Annotated in this window: 12 protein-coding genes; 3 read left to right on the forward strand and 9 right to left on the reverse strand. The window is 65.9% G+C overall.

Going from position 1 to position 14,289, the window contains the following annotated elements:
* Positions 1 to 133: 133 nt before the first annotated feature.
* From EGT50_RS15790 to EGT50_RS15800, 3 genes are all read right to left on the reverse strand, one after another.
* Positions 134 to 1,558, reverse strand: a complete 1,425-nt coding sequence (locus EGT50_RS15790) for a purine-cytosine permease family protein (protein WP_328590654.1) — start codon at positions 1,556 to 1,558, stop codon at positions 134 to 136.
* Positions 1,559 to 1,660: 102 nt separating this feature from the next.
* Positions 1,661 to 2,383, reverse strand: a complete 723-nt coding sequence (locus tag EGT50_RS15795; protein ID WP_127955622.1) for a cysteine hydrolase family protein — start codon at positions 2,381 to 2,383, stop codon at positions 1,661 to 1,663.
* Between the two features lie 161 nt (positions 2,384 to 2,544).
* Entirely contained in the window at positions 2,545 to 4,746 is a 2,202-nt protein-coding gene (locus EGT50_RS15800; RefSeq protein WP_127955623.1) for a hypothetical protein, read from the reverse strand.
* A 193-nt stretch (positions 4,747 to 4,939) separates the two neighbouring features.
* Here EGT50_RS15800 and EGT50_RS15805 point away from each other — a divergent pair, with 193 nt between their 5' ends.
* Both EGT50_RS15805 and EGT50_RS15810 read left to right on the forward strand, forming a co-directional pair.
* Positions 4,940 to 5,695: a glycosyltransferase gene (locus tag EGT50_RS15805; protein WP_235870796.1), complete on the forward strand. Its 756-nt coding sequence runs from the start codon at positions 4,940 to 4,942 to the stop codon at positions 5,693 to 5,695.
* A gap of 45 nt (positions 5,696 to 5,740) precedes the next feature.
* On the forward strand, positions 5,741 to 7,591 hold the full coding sequence (locus EGT50_RS15810; protein WP_206615852.1) for a glycosyltransferase: 1,851 nt from the start codon (positions 5,741 to 5,743) through the stop codon (positions 7,589 to 7,591).
* Positions 7,592 to 7,617: 26 nt separating this feature from the next.
* Here EGT50_RS15810 and EGT50_RS15815 read toward each other — a convergent pair whose 3' ends face one another.
* From EGT50_RS15815 to EGT50_RS15835, 5 genes are all read right to left on the reverse strand, one after another.
* Positions 7,618 to 8,478, reverse strand: coding sequence for a class I SAM-dependent methyltransferase (locus tag EGT50_RS15815; protein WP_127955626.1), 861 nt, complete (start codon positions 8,476 to 8,478; stop codon positions 7,618 to 7,620).
* A gap of 145 nt (positions 8,479 to 8,623) precedes the next feature.
* Positions 8,624 to 9,538 carry a galactofuranosyltransferase GlfT1 gene (glfT1, locus tag EGT50_RS15820; protein ID WP_127955627.1) on the reverse strand — a complete coding sequence of 305 codons (915 nt, stop codon included), beginning with the start codon at positions 9,536 to 9,538 and terminating at the stop codon, positions 8,624 to 8,626.
* Positions 9,535 to 10,365: a galactan export ABC transporter ATP-binding subunit Wzt/RfbE gene (gene wzt / locus EGT50_RS15825; RefSeq protein ID WP_127955790.1), complete on the reverse strand. Its 831-nt coding sequence runs from the start codon at positions 10,363 to 10,365 to the stop codon at positions 9,535 to 9,537. The genes glfT1 and wzt overlap by 4 nt, the downstream gene beginning before the upstream one ends.
* Positions 10,366 to 10,386: 21 nt before the next feature.
* Positions 10,387 to 11,268 carry a galactan export ABC transporter permease subunit Wzm/RfbD gene (wzm, locus tag EGT50_RS15830; protein ID WP_127955628.1) on the reverse strand — a complete coding sequence of 294 codons (882 nt, stop codon included), beginning with the start codon at positions 11,266 to 11,268 and terminating at the stop codon, positions 10,387 to 10,389.
* A gap of 57 nt (positions 11,269 to 11,325) precedes the next feature.
* Entirely contained in the window at positions 11,326 to 11,907 is a 582-nt protein-coding gene (locus EGT50_RS15835) for a bacterial proteasome activator family protein (protein WP_127955629.1), read from the reverse strand.
* A 134-nt stretch (positions 11,908 to 12,041) separates the two neighbouring features.
* Here EGT50_RS15835 and EGT50_RS15840 point away from each other — a divergent pair, with 134 nt between their 5' ends.
* Entirely contained in the window at positions 12,042 to 13,244 is a 1,203-nt protein-coding gene (locus EGT50_RS15840; protein WP_127955630.1) for a cysteine desulfurase-like protein, read from the forward strand.
* A gap of 14 nt (positions 13,245 to 13,258) precedes the next feature.
* On the opposite strand, the gene EGT50_RS15845 is transcribed toward EGT50_RS15840, so the two are convergent.
* Positions 13,259 to 14,254 (reverse strand): NAD(P)H-quinone oxidoreductase, encoded by a 996-nt coding sequence (locus tag EGT50_RS15845; protein ID WP_127955631.1) that lies wholly within the window; start codon positions 14,252 to 14,254, stop codon positions 13,259 to 13,261.
* Positions 14,255 to 14,289 lie beyond the last annotated feature (35 nt).

Raw genomic sequence — 14,289 nt, forward strand, 5'->3', positions numbered from 1 at the left:
GATGCGCACCGGCGCATCCACGCGGTCCGGTTTCGAAATCAAGAGCCGGCTCACGTAGCTCGGTACCGTAGCTCCCAGGTCACGAGCCGACGGAACGCCGTCGCGGTGGGGATGGCCGCTGAGGGCAGCCTTGTCACGACTTCGCCGGAACCATGGCTGGTATGCGGGCGCCGACCACCGCCTTGTACCCGCCCATACCCAACCTCGGTACGACGGTCTTACCTAACAAGTAATAGACCAGCCCGGAAACGGCCATAGCCGGCAGGGTGGCACTGATGTAGTTGAAGGCGGTCTGGCCCGCAGGGAATGTCAGGAGTGAGAATCCGCTCAGCCAACCGCCGAGGAACAGCCACACGATCATCCCGACCAGGGTGCTGGCGAAGGCGAACGGATTGAATCCGCGCACGTACCAGTACGGTCCGGATCTGTCGAAGCATGCCCTCACGTCGAACTTCTGCTTGCGAAGGAAGAAATAATCGGCCAGAGCGACGGCCCAGTAGGGTCCCACGAGCAAACCGATGAACACGAGGAGGATATTGAAGATCTCTTGCAGTGACGAGCCGAAAACGAAGATGATGGACGGAGTGGTCACCAGCAGGCACACCACTCGGTAGTTGGTGCGGGGGAACGTGCTCAGAATTCCCGTCGACCCTGAGCCCAGAAGGTGAGTCACCGCTGTCACGGTCCCCAGGATGATTATCAGCAGCGACACCAACCCCAGGTCGAGCTCATTGGCCCACACGGCGGGATCTATCTCACCGGTCGCCAGTGTGGCCATACCGCCCACTACGGCGAACATCACTCCGGTCAGCAGCAATCCGAGATATGTACCCCAGAAACTCGACTTCTCCGTCTTGGAGAATCGGTTCCAGGAACCAAGGTACGGGAACCACGATATCGAGAAAGCGAAGACTATTTCGAACGCGTCCGCCCACCCCGCGCTGCCGTCGCCAGGGTGGCCGACGATGGTGGCCATATGCCCGTCGGTTGCCAATCTGAAGACTATGTACAGAACAAAGACAACGAGAACCGGTACGGCGAACCGTGACACGATGAACGCAGCCTTCTGACTGTATGTGATGATCAACAGAGGTAGAACGATACCGGCGCCGATCGCATAGACGTAGTAGTCACCTTGGAAGCTCACTCCTTGCCCGTGGGCAACGATATGAGCCGCGGTGCCCGCCAGCGAGGCCAGAATTCCGACCCATCCGAAGTTGATGCAGACGAGAAGCAATGTCCCGTAGGACGAACCGCGGTGACCGAAGGCGGGTCGCAACGACACAATCTCATCGACACCGTACCTCGCACTACGCTGCGAATTCCACGAGCAGAAAGCGTATCCGAGCATAAAGCCGGCTACGGTGACCACCAGCATGTTCCAGAACCCGAGACCGATGCTGTAAGAGGATCCGGAGATGAAATTTGTCAGGAGGACATTCCCCCCGGCCCACAGCCAAAATATCGAGAGGAAACCCGCGTAGCGAGCCGATTTTGGTAGGGGTGCCGAGGTGGAGGTGTCCCCCTTCACGTCAGCGCCACTTGCGAGAGGTGCCACCAAAGCGCCAGAACAATGGGGACGATAGCCAGGGACAACAGTCCGAGCTGATCGAGTTTGGAGAGATCTTCGGACAAATATACGTCGGTGCTCTCGACACGGTCATCGGCCATCGGACTCTACTCCCTTGAATTCCCCCGATACTCCCTTGAATTCCCCCGATAGTGATGCGTAACATTCATCCAATTTGTCACTCGAGTGAGCAAGAAGGTCGGGCGCGCTAGACGTCCAGGACGCGTAGGGAGACCCTTCCAACTTCTTGAGCATTTCGTTCGAATCGATGATTTCGATGCCGTACACCCAGTTGCCCATGGTCAACACGGCCGACTTGTGCGCCCCCGAATTGGTAGCAGCACACGCATCTTTGACCAGCACGATGTCGTAGTTGCGGGCAAAGGCGTCGAACACCGTCGTGAGGACGCAGCCGTCGGTAACGAAGCCGACGACGATCAAAGTCTCGATCCTTTCCGTGCGGAGCAGGAGATCGAGGGGCGTCTCGTAGAATCCGCTCCACCGGTATTTGTCGATGACGACATCATCGAGTCGGGGTTTGATCTGGTCGATCACCTGGAGGTCGGGTGTGTCAGATCTGTAGAAGACGGGCTTTCCCTCGGAGTCGAGAACGTCGTTCTTTACCAGTCCACGTCCGTCTGCTCTGCCGACATGCCTTGTGTAAATGATTGGAATCGATAGTGATCGGCATGCATCGATCAGTTGCTCGGCGGCGTCCACGGCCTCCTGCATTCCGTCGATGCCGTATTTGCTTTCCTTCTGCATATCGATGACAAGCATCGCAGTATTGTTGTGGATGTCTTTGTCGGTCATATTCAAGATCCCCACACGAGGAATTCGTGGACCTCGCGCCGCCGCTCAACAGCGGCTTCGGTCCCGGCTTCGGCGCCGACCGGATACCCGCGGTACCGCGCACCCTCGACCCACAGTACTCCGCGATGCGAGCTATGTGAGAAATTCTGCCGCACATCGCTTCAGCGATGATGCAGCACGTCTTCTGCGCGGTAGGCGCGGCTCCGTCGGTGCACCGCGAACCACAGCCCCTGCGCGAGCGCGAGAACCAGTCCGGCCCCGGCCAGAGCCAGCCCGAGAGTGGTTCCGGGTGGAATGAATTCGAGGGTGAGCGTCGACTCGCGGTCGCCGGTGTCCGGCAGTTGGATCTGCAGCAGTCCACCGGGGCTGGCGATGACGTCCACTGCATCCCCGTCTACGGTTGCTGTCCATCCAGGCCAGGCGAGCAACGCGAAAGTGGCTGTGCCGGAACCGGTGTACGCAACAGTCTCGCGGATGTCGGTCGCAGCGAAGTCGCTGGTGATTTCGAGACCCGGTGTGGTGGCGGACAGCCGACCGTTCGGCCACGGCCTCGATTCGGTGCGGGTTCCGACGGTGACGACGTGCTCGGTGCGGACACTCCACTCGTCGGCGGGTAGCGCATCGAGTGCTTGTGTCGCGCCGTACGGTCCGCTGTTCTGCACGACGACGGTGTCGATGCGCATCGCGTCGAGCCACGACACCCCGGTGCCCGGAGACTCGGCGCGCAGACGGCTGACACCGTCGGGACAGTGGACGCCGCCGTAGTAGTTGATGCACAGGGCCTCGACGAATGATTTGAAGCCGATGCCCGCGTAGTTGTTGACTGCGCGCACCCCCGCCGGCTGGTACAGGCTGCCGAACAGGATGTCGCTCCACTGACCGGTGGGGTCGTCCTCGCTGATGTTCTCGCGGTCTGCGATCACGAACGTCGTGCCGGGGTAGCGGTCTCCGAAGTGTTCCTCGAGGAAGGCGACCTGCCGCGGGAACTTCCACGGCGTGACGTTGTCGTTGCCGATGAACCACAGGTTGGTCTGTGCGGCCAGCACCACGACTACTCCTGCCGCGAGCGCCCCGCCGAGCAGACGAGGAGCGTGGACCGCAACGATCAGCGCGATTGAGGTGAGCGCCACCGTGATCGCGAGGGCCGCCAGGTGGATGCCGATGTCGTCGGGAATGTTGGCCCACGACAGGTAGAACTGCAGCAGGATCAGTCCGGCGCTGATCCCCAGGCGCTGCTTCCAACGGTCGCGAGCCAGCCCGGCCGACAACGCGACTGCGGCGGCCACTACCACCGGTAGCTGCCCGTACTCGATAAGTCGTGCGGGCCAGCGGAACAGCCACAGGTCCGACGGGCCCAGCAGCAGCACCAGGTAGATGCCGCCGAACACGGCGAGCGAGACTCCGGCGCGGCCGAGGCGCCGCAACGATCCCCAGCGGATCCACGGCGCGAGCGGCACCAGGAACCACGCCAGATACACCAGCGGCACCGTTGCTGCGGGGGTGTCGAAGATCGGCAGGTACGGCTGGTTCGACAGCGCCGAGAGGTTCAGCAGGTCCCCGAGGCCCGGCCGTAGTGCGTTGTCGTTGCTGACGCCGGTCTGGGTGCGCACCGATACGCCGGTCGTGAACGCCAGCGGCAGGTAGACGATCAGCGACATCATCGCGATCGCCACTGCGCTCACGATCAGGGACCGGATGCCGGGATACAACCGCACCGCGGCGCATTCGGCGATCACCGCCAGGTACACGACACCGACCGCTACCGCGCCGTACGGGTTGCCGCTCGTCATCGCCAGGACGCCGAACAGGATCGGTACCAGCGGATTGACCCGGCCCAGCGCGCTCGCGCGGGCCGACCACCACACGTGCGGGATCCACGCGAATGCGATGAGTCCGGACGCCCAGGTCGAGGCGTCGAAGTAGAGCGTGTAGCCGGCGAAGGGCATCGCGAAGCCGGCCACGAATGCCATCGAGCGGGTCGCGCCGTACTGGCGTGCGAGGACGTAGACGCCCACCGCGAGCAGCGCCAGGAACTGCATCTTGACCAGCATCATGCCGATCGCCAGGTCCGGCACGAGGGCGACGAGGATCGACTCGGCGAGCAACACCGGGTTGTAGGTGCCGTACAGCGCTTCGGCGGTGATGTTGCCACCCGCCCACATTTCCGGCAGCAGTGTGGGCCACGATCCCGACAGCAGTCGCTCGCCGATCGTGTGCCAGCCCGGCGCGAACGCGGCCGCGCTGTCGTCCCAGTAGTAGAACCAGGGATTCGACAGCAGCGGGATCGCCGCCACCGCCGCGACGAGCACGGCGAGCAGAATCGGTGGCGTCACACGTTTGGCGAGCGGCAGGTCAGGTCTCACGGCGGGCTTTCGTCGGCGGACGGATCGCGAAGCGGCAACATCCCTGTCGTCGGAGCGTAGTATTTCGCCGCGGTTCGCAAGGCACATCGAGAAGGCACATCGAGTGGGGCGCGGAGGTCATCGGGTGCGGACGAACTCTGATCGCGGCGAGGGCTCCGATCGCGGCGGGGGCGAGCCCGAGAGCGACGTCGCCCTGTCGATCGTGATCCCCGCGCACAACTCGGGAGCGGTCCTTCCATTGACGGTGCGCCGGTTCGCGGAGCGTTTCCGTGGGCAGTCCGTCGAGATCATCGTCGTAGAGAACGGCTCGACAGACGACACCCTCGCGATCTGTGCAGAGATCGCCGATGGCTGGGACACCGCGGGCGTGTCCTTCGTCCCGTTGCGCAGTGACAAGGGCATGGGCAACGCCCTGCGTGCCGGCGCGCTTGCCTCGCGCGGGTCGCGGGTGCTGCTCACCGCCGACGATCTGCCGTTCGGCTTCGACGACATCGACGGTGCCGATGGCGTGGAGCGGGAGACCGGCCGGCGGCCTGCGGTCGTGATCGGTTCGAAGGCCCACCCCGACTCGGTCGCCGACCGAGGCCTGGCCCGCGCGGTGATGACACGGAGCTTCGCGATCTTGAGGCGGGTGATCCTCGGTACCCGTACCGGAGACCCCCAGGGCACGTTCCTGGTCGACGGTGAGTTGTTGCGCGCGCTCGTCCCGCATCTGATCGAGTCCGGATTCCTGTTCACCACCGAACTGGACTACGCGGTCGAGGCTGCGGGTATCCGTCCGGTGGAGGTCCCGATCCGGCTCAGCGGTGAGCATCGCGCGCACCCGAGCCGCGTATCCGCGGGCGACGTGGTGCGGATGGCGAAAGGGTTGTTGTCGCTGCGCCGTCGTCGCTCCACATTGCGTTCGGCAGCCTCCGCCGCCGGCGGCGCGCGCTCATCGGACAGATAGGGCACGGGGCATGCCGGAGGGTCGGTCCGCGATACCCTGCCGGATGTGGATCCTGCGAACTCGCCCGGCACTCGACCCCTGCCAGAGAACGAGACGACCGGTCGGCTCGTCGCCCAACGCACCCTGTTCACCGGGACATCACCGGTCGCGAACGAGGAGTTGTACGCGGTCGTCGAGAAGGGCGGCTCGACCCGCGACCGCTTCTCGCTGAACCTGCATGCCGGCGCCAAGGCGCACACCAACACCTTCTTCGGGCGGTTCCCGGCCAGCTACTGGCAGCGGTGGACCACCGCGACAGAGGTCACCGCAAGCGTGCGTGTCCTGTCCACCACGTCGTGCCGAGTGTTGCTCGTTGCCTCCGACATCGGCGGCCACCGACGCATCGTCGCGGCGAGCTCTCCCGACGGTCAGGGCACCGTCGCGCTGACGAGTAGCCTCGACCAGTTCGTCGACGGCGGATCGCTGTGGCTCGAGTTCGAGGCCCTCGACGCCGAAGTAACGTTCGACCGGATCGAGTGGAGTGTCGAGGCCGCCGCGCCGTCGCGTCCGCTCGCAATCGCGATCTGTACCTTCAACCGCGCCGACGACTGCGCAAACACGGTGGCCGCGTTGGCGTCCGACACACGCGTCGTCGACCAACTCGACGCCGTCTATGTGGTCGATCAGGGCACCGACCCGGTCGAGGACCGTGAGCTGTTCCGAAAGGTCGTGCCCACCTTCGGTGATCGGCTGCACTACCTCCGCCAGCCGAATCTCGGTGGCGCCGGTGGCTTCACGCGCGGGTTGTTCGAGGTTTCGGCGTCCGGTGACGACACGGACGTGATCCTCATGGACGACGACATCCTGTGCGAGCCGGAGACCGTTCTGCGGCTCGGTGCCTTCGCGAACTGCACCACCCAGCCCGCCATCGTCGGCGCCGAGATGCTGTTCCTCTACAGCCCAAACTACTTGTTGGCGAACGCCGAGAGGGTGGACCTGACGAATCTGCGAAGGGGTCTGGCGACGGAGAAGTTCAGTACCCACAACCACAATCTGCTGAAGACGCTGCCCGAACGCCGGGTCGACACCCAGTACAACGGGTGGTGGTCCTGCCTGATCCCGGCCGAGGCCGTGCGCCGGGTGGGGCTGCCGCTGCCGGTCTTCTTCCAGTGGGACGATGTGGAATTCGGTCTGCGGTGCGGGCGTGCAGGAATCCCGACGATCACCCTGCCCGGCGCCGCGGTATGGCACGCGGACTTCTACTGGAAGGACGTCGACGGCTTCGCCCACTACTTCAGTACCCGCAATGGCCTGATCACCGCTGCGCTCGATCCCGGGTTCGCGTCGTCGGCGCTCGTGAAGAACCTCTCGCGGGACATCAGCCGGTCCATCGTCAGCCTGCAATACGGGTTGGCACACACCCAGTTGCGCGCGATCGAGGGCTTCCTCGAAGGCCCGGATGCGCTCGCCGACGGCGGACAGGCGGCGCTGGCGTCGATCAACGCAGAGCGAAAGCGGTTCGCGGAGACCGTCACCCGTCGAGCCTCTGAGCTGCCTCCGGTGCCGGTGCGACGGGCGGATCCGCCGCCGAATCCGGCCCTCGAAGACGCAATCCTCGCGAAGCGGGTGGTGACGCAGGCTCGTGGTCGACTCGAGCCGGGCCCGGTGTCGATCTCGTTCGAGGACGCCCAGTGGTGGCACGTGGGGCGTTTCGCGCACGTGTTCGTCACCGACGCGTCGCAGTCCGGGGTGCGCGAGCGGCGGTTCGATCGGGAACTGGCCGCGGAGATGACCGGCCGCCTCGTCAGGGTCATGAAGCGGTTCCGCGCGGAGGCGCCGGACGTCGCCGAGGCCTACCGGCGAGCGTTCCCCCAGCTGACGAGCCGCGAGAACTGGGCCCGCCTGTACGAGAATTGATGTGCGGCAGAACTATTCGCGGAAGGCTATTCGCGGATGCGGACGACGACCTGCTCGTGGTTGGCGGTGTACGCGAGGTAGTCGAAGCGGATTCCGGTGCGGGTGACGAACTCGCTCCAGGCGCGGTGCTCGTGGTTCTGCCAGCCCGGGTAGTTGAAGTACTCGTCGAACACGAGCACCGAGCCGGACACGAGGCGATCGCCGACGAGGTCGAGCACCGTGCGCGTCGACGAGTACAGGTCGGCGTCGAGGTGCACGAACGCGACCGGGCCCGGATGGTCGGCGAGGAAGCCGGGCAGGGTGTTCTCGAACAGCCCGGATACCAGCTGCGCGCCAGGCACCGACGGGAGCGACTGTTGCGCGAACTCGCCCGCAGGGAACCCGGTGCGCCACGCCTCCGGCAGGCCCGACCAAACGTCGAAGCCCCACACCTCGTGCCCGGTGGCGCGAAGTAGATCGCTGGCGATTCGCAGCGTGGTGCCGTTCCCGACGCCGAACTCGAGAGCAAGGCCGTCAACCTTCACCAGCTCCAGGCCATGGCGCAGGGTGTCGTGGGGATGCCAGAACACCGGCGCCTTCGGCATGTGGTCGAGCACGAACTGGGCACTCTCGTCGGTGGCGCGGATGTCGAGCGCGTGCGTGATGTCGCGTCGGGTGCGCTGCTCGAGTTCGTCGAGGCGTTCGCAGACCTCGGCCACCTGGCCGCGCGCCTCGGCGATCTCGTTCAGCATGCGGAGCATCTCGCCGTTGTTCGCAGACAGTTCGGCCAGCAGCTGGTCGTGTCTGTTCTCCTGCTCGATCCGCGCCTTGCGATCTGAGTCGCGGACCACCTCCGCGACCGCTCGCTGGACCTTGAGCCTGGCCGACTTGCGGAACCGATCGAACATGTTTGTTCCCCTCCCATGTGCGAACGTCGACTCCGTTCCCATGCTGCCAGGGTTCGGTGGGAGGTGTCTGGCTAAAGCCTGCTGGTGCGACCGTTCTGTGTCAGACCAGAGCACGTACGGTTACGGACCGGACGCGGGGAGGATCTCAGGGCCGCTCGAACCGCTCCCGACGCCCCAATTTCTGCAGCCTCAGCCACTCGCGCAGTCCCTTCGGGTCGCGGCGGTTGACCAGGAAGTACCAGCCGAAGCGTGCGTACTCCTGAGGCAGGAGCTTGCGCATCCCCGGCTGGGCCATCAGGTACCCGCGGTTGCGATAGGTGAAGAAGCGCTTGGTCTCGTTGTCGGGGTACTGCGTGTGCATCCGGCCGCCGAGTATGGGCTTGAACTCGTCGGCGCCGTTGGGGTGCACGTACGCGGTCTGTAGACACGTGCCGAACGGCAGCCCGGAGCGGATCAGGCGGCGGTGCACCTCGACCTCGTCACCGCGCACGAACAGGCGCAGGTCAGGTACGCCGACGGCGTCGATCGCGGCCGCGGAGAACAACGCCCCGTTGAACAGGGAGGCGATGCCGGGCAGCAGGTCCTCGTCGCCCAGCTCGGAACGCCATCGTTTCCACTCGAGGCCGCGGCGTAGCGGGAACGCGAGCCGGTCCGGGTCGTCGATGTCGCACACGACGGGGGAGACCTCGGCGAGGCCGTGCCGCCTCGCGCACGCCAGCAGCGTTCCGAGAACGTCGGGGCCCTCGGGGTGGCCGTCGTCGTCGGCCAGCCACACCCAGTCTGCGCCCAGCGAAAGCGCGTACAGGATGCCGAGTGCGAATCCGCCGGCGCCGCCGAGATTGTGCTTGGACCCCAGATAGGTAGTGGGGACGTCGGCGCTCTCGACGAGTTCACGGACGCTGGGCTCGTCGCCGTTGTCCACGACGACGAGATGGTCGAGCGGTCGGGTCTGCCCGGCGAGCACCTTCAGGGACTTGGCCAGCAATTCGCGTCGCCTGTGGGTGACGACGACGCCGATGACCGTCGCAGTGGTCGGGCTGTCCCCGACGCGTTCGGTCACGAGGCCCGTCCCCGGCCGGTCTGTTCCGATGTTTCCTTTTCCAGGTCCGTGATCACCTGGCGCACGTGGTCGGCAGCGTCGTCGCCCTCGTACGCGCGCACGACCTCCTCGATGCCGCCGCGCATCCGCACCTGGCCGTGGTCGATCCACATCGCGCTGTCGCACAGCTGCGCGAGGAACTCGTTGGAGTGGCTGGCGAACACGAGGATGCCGGAGCGTTCGACGAGCTTCTGCAGGCGGATGCGGGCCTTCTTCATGAACTCGGCGTCGACCGCGCCGATGCCCTCGTCGAGCAGGAGGATTTCGGGGTCGATGCTGGTGACCACACCCATCGCGACGCGCACTCGCATGCCCGTCGAGTAGGTGCGCAGCGGCATGTTCAGGTACTCGCCGAGCTCGGTGAACTCCGCGATCTCGTCCATCTTCTCCATCATCTGCTTGCGGGTCTGCCCCAGGAACAGACCGCGGATGATGATGTTCTCGTACCCGGAGATCTCGGGGTCCATGCCGACGCCGAGGTCGAAGACCGGTGCCACGCGGCCACGGACGCGGGCGCTGCCACGGGTGGGCTCGTAGATGCCCGACAGGAGTCGCAGCAGCGTCGACTTGCCGGCGCCGTTGTGGCCGACCAGGCCGACGCGGTCGCCCTCCTCGAGAGACAGGGTGATGTCGCGCAGTGCCTCGACCACGACGACGTCGGAGTTGTTGCGGCCGATTGCGCCGCCGGCCTTGCCGAGGAACGCCTTCTTCAGCGACCGCGACTTGGCGTCGAAAATCGGGAAGTCGACGCAGGCACCGCGCGTCTCGATGCTCACCTTGCTGGTCAGGTTTGTCACGACGTGGCCCCCTTAGACCCAGTAGGCCACGCGGGCCCGGTACTTACGCAGCGCGTACAGCGCGACCGCCCAGCCGACGACGGTGAAGCCCAGCACGATGTACCAGTGGTAGGCATCCTGATCCTGCCCGATCATCGGCGCCCGCACGATGTCGAGGAAGTGGAACAGCGGATTCAGTTCCGCGATCTTGGCCCGCCTGGCGACCTCCTCACCCTGCGCCTCGAGCGCCTGGGTGGACCACATGATCGGGGTCAGCACGAACAGCAGCAGTGTCAGGCTTCCGAGGATCGGTGCGATGTCGCGGTAGCGGGTCGCGAAGATGCCGAACACGATCGACACCCACAGCGCGTTGAGTACCAGCAGGCCGAACGCGGGAATCGCCGTCAGCGATGTCCAGCTCAGGTGCCGCCACACCCCGAACGCGAACAGCAGGATCACATAGATGAGCAGGTTGTGCGCCAGCAGCAGGATCTGGCGCCACACCAGCCGGTACACGTGCACGCTCAGCGCCGACGGCAGCTGCTTGATCAGCCCCTCGTTGGAGATGAACACCTCGGAGCCCTCGAGGATCGACGCGCTGATAAGCGCCCACACGATCAGACCCACGGTGACGTACGGCAGGAACTCCTGGAGAGGGATGTTCAACAGCGCCGAGTACAGGATGCCCATCGCGCTCGCCTGCACGCCCGTGGCGATCGTGATCCAGAACGGGCCGATCACCGACCGGCGGTAGCGCTGCTTGATGTCCTGCCAGCCGAGGTTGAGCCACAACTCCCGTTGCGCGAACCCCTCCCGCAGGTCCTGGAACGCGCGACGGAACGTCTGCGAGTCGGACACGACTTCGCCGGGCTCGCCGTTCGAGGCCGGCTGGTGATCCAAGGCTGCTGCTGACACGAGTTCCGAGCCTACCGTTCGGGAGCGGACCGACCCGCCTGACCGGGTTGGCCTGGTCTAGAGGTACTGACCGGTCCCGGACGACGAGCTGTCGTCGGATCCCTGCACACGGTGCTGCGGTCCTATGCCCATTCCGGGCGGGAGGGCGCCCTGGCGAATCTGCTCGAGTTGTGCGCGCGCCGCCATCTGCTGGGCGAACAGGGCGGTCTGTATGCCGTGGAACAAGCCCTCGAGCCAGCCGACGAGCTGGGCCTGCGCGATCCGCAGTTCCGCGTCCGTCGGCACCGTGTCGTCCTTGAACGGCAGCGTGAGCCGCTCGAGTTCCTCGCGCAGCTCGGGTGCAAGGCCCTGCTCGAGCTCCCGCACCGACGACTTGTGGATCTCCTTCAGCCGTGTGCGGCTGGCGTCGTCGAGCGGAGCGGCGCGCACCTCCTCGAGCAGCTGTTTGATCATCGTTCCGATGCGCATGACCTTCGCCGGCTGCTCCACCATGTCGGTGAGCGAGTCCTGATCGTCCTGCTCGGTTCCGGCTTCGGTCGCAGGCTGTGAGCTGTCGGCACGGTCCCCGCCGTGGGCAATGGGGACCGGGCGACCGTCGGGGCCGATCACGAGCACGCGTTCGTTATCCGGTTGCGTCATGGCTCCATTTTCTATCTTCCGGCGGCGTACTGCTGAGGGTGGGCCGTTCGACACCGAAACAGCGCTTGCAAACGCCTGTCCCAGGGCCGGATCTGAATCGCACGATGTTGACAGCGGGACTTAGAGTGTCCGACATGGCTTACGACGTTGCCCGAGTACGTGGACTGATCCCGTCGCTGGGCGATGGATGGATTCACCTCGACCCGCAAGCCGGAATGCAGATCCCCGATGCCGTGTCACGAACCGTATCCACGGCCTTCCGGTCGTCCTCGTCCTCGTCGACGGGCCGTCACCTGTCCGCGCAACGCAGCGCAGGGATCGTCACGGCCGCGCGTGAGGCGGTCGCCGACCTCGTCGGCGGTGATCCCGCGGGTGTCGTGTTGGGCTCCGACCGTGCGGTGCTGCTGGCGTGGCTGGCCGAATCGCTCAGCTCCCGGCTCGGACTCGGGACCGGGCTGGTGTTGTCGCGCCTCGACGAGGAAGCGAACGTAGCGCCGTGGCTGCGGGTCGCGAGCCGATACGGCGCGCGGGTCCGGTGGGCCGAGGTGGAGATCGAGACGTGCGAGCTGCCGAGCTGGCAGTTCACGGAACTGGTAGAGCCGACGACACGGCTGGTGGCGCTGACCGCGGCGTCGTCGATCGTCGGATCGGCGCCGGCGGTGCGCGCCGCGGCCGACTGCATTCATGAGGTCGGCGGCCTGATCGTCGTCGATGCAATCGGTGCCGCGCCCTACGCACACGTCGACATCGGCGAGCTCGGTGCCGATGTCGTGGCCGTCAGTGCGCCGTCGTGGGGTGGCCCACAGGTCGGTGCGCTCGTGTTCCGCGATCCGACGATGCTGGAGCGAATTCCGGCGATGTCACTCAACCCGCACGCCCGTGGCCCCGAACGTTTGGAGGTCGGCGGCCACCAGTTCGCGCTGCTCGCCGGGCTGACCACGTCGATCGACTTCCTGGCGGGGCTCGAGGAGACCGCGACCGGTACCCGCCGTCAGCGTCTCGAGACGTCCATCAGCTCGCTGCAGGACTACCACGACCAGCTGTTCGAGTACCTGATGCGCTCGCTCGACGCGTTGCCGCTGGTGACGGTCATCGGGCGGTCGCCGATCCGGGTGCCCACGCTGAGCTTCACCGTCGCCGGCATGACCGCCGACAAGGTGGCCGCACACCTCGCGGACAACCGGATCGCAACCGTCAGCGGCCCGGGCGTCGGTGGTCGCCTGCTCGACGCACTGGGCGTCAACGACGAGGGAGGCGCGATCACCATCGGCCTCGCGCCGTACACCACCCGGTACGAGATCGACCAGCTCGTCAAGCACCTGTCGTCGCTGGGCTGAACGTCCAGCCGCGGTCAGTCCTTCGCAACAGCTAGGACCAGCTTCCCGACGACGTCAGCGGAGTCGAGCATCTCGTGCGCCGTCCGCGCCTCGGTGATCGGAAGTTCCGCGTGAACGATCGGTTGGACGATGCCGTCGCGGACCAGTGGCCACAGCTTGTCGCGGACCGCGGCGATCACCGCGGCCTTGCTCGACGGCCCCTTCACGGGTCGTCCCCGCAGTCCGGTCGCGAGTATCCGGCCGCGCTTGGCGAGCAGCTTGGCGATGTTCAGTTCGCCGGCGTAGCCGCCCTGCATGCCGATGATCACCAACTGGCCGTCGGGTGCGAGGGCGTCGATGTTGCGGTCGAGGTACGACGCGCCCATGTTGTCGAGGATGACGTCGGCGCCGTGGCCGCCGGTGGCCTCGCGTAGCACCTCGACGAAGTCTGACTCGCGGTAGTTGATCAGGATCTCCGCGCCGAGCTCGGCGCACCATTCGAGTTTGACGGTGGATCCGGCGGTGACCGCGACGCGGGCGCCGAGGGCCCGGCCGACCTGGACGGCATGGGTGCCGATGCCCCCTCCGCCGCCGTGGACCAGGAGCACCCGGCCGGCATGCAGGCCGCACTCCATCACCAGGTTCGACCACACGGTGCACGCAACCTCGGGCAGCGACGCCGCCGCCCGCAGGTCCAACCCTTCAGGGACCGGTAGTAGTTGCGTGGCCGGGACGGCCACCTTCTCTGCGTAGCCGCCCCCGGCGAGCAGCGCCGCTACACGGTCGCCGACCTGCCAACCGCGGACGTCCGGTCCGATCTCGGTGATCACACCGGAACATTCGAGACCGAGGATGTCGCTCGCGCCGGGCGGCGGCGGGTACAGGCCGCGGCGCTGCAGCAAGTCGGCGCGGTTGACGGCCGTCGCGGCCACATCGAGGACGACCTCGCCGGGCCCGGGTGTGGGATCGGGAACCTCGGTCCAGGACATCACTTCGGGCCCACCGGGCTCGGAAATCGTGATCGCGTACATGCCCCCGACGCTAGTCCGTCGCGATAGCGTCACCG

This window comes from Rhodococcus xishaensis (genome assembly GCF_004011825.1).
GTDB classification, from domain to species: Bacteria; Actinomycetota; Actinomycetes; order Mycobacteriales; family Mycobacteriaceae; genus Prescottella; species Prescottella xishaensis.

Bases quoted from the DNA above. Each gene is read 5' to 3' on its own strand.
- EGT50_RS15815 (WP_127955626.1), bottom strand. From the start codon at position 8,478: ATGTTCGATCGGTTCCGCAAGTCGGCCAGGCTCAAGGTCCAGCGAGCG.
- EGT50_RS15840 (WP_127955630.1), top strand. From the start codon at position 12,042: ATGGCTTACGACGTTGCCCGAGTACGTGGACTGATCCCGTCGCTGGGC.
- EGT50_RS15845 (WP_127955631.1), bottom strand. From the start codon at position 14,254: ATGTACGCGATCACGATTTCCGAGCCCGGTGGGCCCGAAGTGATGTCC.
- EGT50_RS15835 (WP_127955629.1), bottom strand. From the start codon at position 11,907: ATGACGCAACCGGATAACGAACGCGTGCTCGTGATCGGCCCCGACGGT.
- EGT50_RS15795 (WP_127955622.1), bottom strand. From the start codon at position 2,383: ATGACCGACAAAGACATCCACAACAATACTGCGATGCTTGTCATCGAT.